Annotated in this window: 3 protein-coding genes; all 3 read left to right on the top strand. The window is 59.1% G+C overall.

The genetic code is table 11. The features are described from left to right. Positions 1-876: phage integrase N-terminal domain-containing protein (locus Q6D67_RS21410; RefSeq protein WP_304707858.1), on the top strand; the 876-nt coding region annotated here is incomplete at its 5' end. A 218-nt stretch (positions 877-1,094) separates the two neighbouring features. Next, complete coding sequence (locus tag Q6D67_RS21405) at positions 1,095-2,183, top strand: tyrosine-type recombinase/integrase (RefSeq protein ID WP_304707856.1); 1,089 nt, start codon at positions 1,095-1,097, stop codon at positions 2,181-2,183. Between the two features lie 214 nt (positions 2,184-2,397). Further along, positions 2,398-3,588: an ISL3 family transposase gene (locus Q6D67_RS21400; protein ID WP_304707853.1), complete on the top strand. Its 1,191-nt coding sequence runs from the start codon at positions 2,398-2,400 to the stop codon at positions 3,586-3,588. Positions 3,589-3,695 lie beyond the last annotated feature (107 nt).

Here is a 3,695-nt window from a genome sequence, read left to right as displayed (position 1 = left end):
CACGAAGGCAGCTTTGAAACCCGGGTAGGCCGGGAACGGCAACTGAGCGCCATCGCCAATCAGTTGCACGATCTTGGCTTTCGGCGGCTGCAGGCGACCTCCCTAAAGCAGAAGCACATCAAGGCCCTAGTGAATTACTGGCAGAGGCAAAACCTCTCCCCCGGCACCATCAAGAACCGCATGAGCTGTTTACGTTGGTGGGCGGAGAAGGTTAACAGACAGGCCGTCGTGGCGGCCGCCAATGATTTCTATGGCATACCGGACCGGCAGTTCGTATCCGACAGCAGCAAGGCCAAGAGCCTGGCACGGGAGCAACTCGACCGAGTTAAGGATGAACATGTGCGGATGAGCCTGCGGCTGCAGAAAGCCTTCGGGCTCCGGCGGGAGGAAGCCCTCAAGATCCGGCCCCGCTGGGCGGATCGCGGCGACCACCTGCACCTGAAAGCCAGTTGGACCAGGGGCGGGTGTCTGACGTCAATTACTTTGGCCGGCCAAAGTAATTGTCGTCTAACAGGCGGGCGGGAACGCACCGTCCCCATCCGCACCAGGGAGCAGCGCGCCCTGCCGGAGCAGGCCAAGCGCCTGGCCGGGGTGGGCGCCCTGATCCCCAGAGGGCGCAGTTATGCCGAGCAGCTCCGGATCTACGAGCGCCATACGGCCAATGCCGGCCTATCGAAAATGCACGGCCTGCGCCACGCCTACGCCCAGCAGCGCTATCTGGAACTCACCGGCTGGCCCTCCCCCCACGGTGGCGGGCCCAGCAAGAAGGACCTGACTTCGGCACAGCAACAGGCGGATCAGCTAGCGCGGCTGGCCATCAGCAGGGAGCTGGGCCATGTCCGCGAACAGATTACCGCGGTCTACCTGGGGAGATAGACGATGCAGATCCAGCCCCGCCTGATTCGCCTCCGCGACGCCCCCGACTACCTGGGTATGGACCGCAACCGCTTTAACCGGGAGGTGCGCCCTGCCCTGACGGAGCTTCGCATCGGCCGCCAGGGTGTCGCCTTCGACCGCCTTGAAATGGACGCCTGGGTGGACCACTATAAGGCTTGCAACGGGCGTCCCACCTCTACTTTGAGAGGAGAATCACTATGGGACGCAAGCGAAGCCCGGGGCTCCGGAATCGCGCTGGGATCTGGCATATCGAAAAGCAGATCCTCGGCCACAAGATTCACGAGAGCACTGGAACAAGCGACCTCGAAACGGCGGAATTGATCCTGGCCCGCCGGATCGAGGAGATCAGGCAGGCCACCGTGTTCGGGGCCAGACCATGCAGGCTTTTTCGGGACGCGGCAGCCAAGTTTCTCGAGGAAAACCTGCATCTGGCCAGCATCGCGGATTACGCTACGCAGCTGAAGCAGCTGGATCCCTATATCGGGAACCTGCCAGTGGAAAAGGTGCACCTGGGAAGCCTCCAGGCCTATATAAAGGACAGGCGGCAGCAGGGTATCAAGACCAAGAGCATCAACCTCGCGCTCAGCGTGGTCAGGCGGATCCTGAATCTGGCCTCGCGGCTGTGGCGCGATGAACATGGATTGACCTGGCTGGACACACCGCCACTCATCCAGATGCTCCCGGTAACGGATGCCCGGCAGCCGTATCCCTTGTCCTGGGAGGAGCAGCGTATGCTGTTTCAGGCGCTTCCGGATCACCTGGCCCGTATGGCACTGTTCAAGGTCAATACGGGGTGTCGTGAGCAGGAGGTATGTCAGCTGCGGTGGGACTGGGAAGTCAAGGTGCCGGAGCTGGAGACCTCGGTGTTCATCGTGCCGGGGGTACGGGTAAAAAATCGGGAGGACAGGCTGGTGGTACTGAACCGGGTGGCGATGTCAGTGGTGGAGCAGATGCGGGGGATTCACCCCGAACATGTCTTCAGCTATAAAGGTCATGCGGTAGGCACCATCAACAACAGTGGCTGGAAGACCGCGCGCAGGAAGGCCGGGTTGGATCAGGTCAGGGGACACGACCTGAAACACACCTTCGGGCGCCGGCTACGGGCCGCCAATGTACCGCTGGAAACCCGCAAGGTGTTGCTGGGTCATCGCAACGGCGACATCACCACGCACTACTCCGCCCCCGAGCTTGAGGAGCTGATAATGGCGGTGAACAAGGTCTGCGAGGAGAAGTCCGGCAAAAGTCCGGCACTGGTAATGCTGAAACAAAAAACGGCTGGCTCCTGAGGGGCCAACCGTTTGATATTTAACGAGTTTGGCTCTTNGGTCTGCGAGGAGAAGTCCGGCAAAAGTCCGGCACTGGTAATGCTGAAACAAAAAACGGCTGGCTCCTGAGGGGCCAACCGTTTGATATTTAACGAGTTTGGCTCTTCATCATTAACGGGGGACACCGGTATTCATTAAACTGATTTTGCGACGATCAATTTAATGGAGAATACCGATGTCCCACGCAGGAAACATTCTAGGCATATCCGACTTGGAGGTCGAGCGGGTCGACCGGGATAAAGGCATTGAGGTCTATGCCAGGCCCACCAAACGACCGCTGTGCATCTATTGCCAACATAGCGGGGTCAGGGTGAAGGCGACCTATCAACGCACGCTCAAGCATACCCGCTTTGGCAATCAGGTGATGACGCTTCACCTGACGTCCCCCAAGTACCACTGCCCGCAATGCCGACGATATTTTCGTCATCGCTTCAAAGGTGTTCGACCTCGCTTCAGATCGTCGGAGGCATTCCGGCTCGAGGTCTTTGAAGCCCACGACGGGGGTATTACCCAGCGTAAGCTCGCGCTGACCCACAACATGAGTCCCGCCACCGTCGAGAGGTGGTATCAGAGCCACTGCCGTCTGCGGCGGTCGGAGATGGCGAATAGACCCTGCCCAAAGGTGTTGGGCATTGATGAGCACTTCTTTACCCGCAAGCGTGGCTACGCCACTACGCTGGTGGATCTCAAGCGCAATAAGGTGTTTGATGTGGTGCTCGGGCGTTCCGAAGCCAGTCTGAGGCGCTATTTGAAGGCTTTACCCGGGCGAGACAACGTCCGGCTTATTGTCATGGATATGTCCGAAACCTACCGCGCAATTGCCCGACGATACTTCCCCAATGCGATGATCGTGGCTGACCGTTTCCACGTTATCCGGCTGGTGAATCAGCACTTTTTGAAGGCCTGGCAGGATCACGATCCCGAGGGCCGCAAGAATCGCGGCCTGATTAGCCTCATGCGCCGTCATGAATGGCGCCTGTCACCAGAGCAGCGCGATAACCTCGGCAACTACCTCAGTGCGTACCCGGTGCTCAACGCCCTGTACCAGGCCAAGCAACGCCTCAACCGGCTGCTGCTCCTGAAAACCCTGACCAGAAAACGGGCCGAAAGAGCACTGCCCAAGCTGCTCGCACTGATCAAGCAGTTCCACGCCAGCCCGCTTCACCGGCTGGCAAGGACCCTCACATCTTGGCTAGAGCCAATTATCACGATGTGGCGGTTCAGCAAGAGCAACGGGCCCACCGAGGGCTTTCATAACAAAATGGAGATGATGACCCGAAGGGCCTATGGATTCAGGAATTTTGAGAATTACCGACTGAGGGTGCTGACCCATTGTGGATGGGATGGCATTATCAACAGGGTTTAGTGAAAACCGACCCGTCCCCCGTTAAGTGGGTAGAGCCCTCAGCAGAACGGAAGGCATGAACGCATGCACCTGACTCTGAAGAAGGAGGCCACCAAGCCGGCCTCGTT

This window comes from Haliea sp. E1-2-M8 (genome assembly GCF_030649675.1).
Lineage (GTDB): Bacteria > Pseudomonadota > Gammaproteobacteria > Pseudomonadales > Halieaceae > Haliea.
The sequence above is the reverse complement of the archived record's forward strand: the minus strand, read 5'-3'. Positions and strand labels throughout refer to the sequence as shown.

What these genes read in the sequence shown, in the direction of transcription:
- Q6D67_RS21400 (WP_304707853.1), top strand. Translation starts at nt 2,398, where the DNA reads ATGTCCCACGCAGGAAACATTCTAGGCATATCCGACTTGGAGGTCGAG.
- Q6D67_RS21405 (WP_304707856.1), top strand. Translation starts at nt 1,095, where the DNA reads ATGGGACGCAAGCGAAGCCCGGGGCTCCGGAATCGCGCTGGGATCTGG.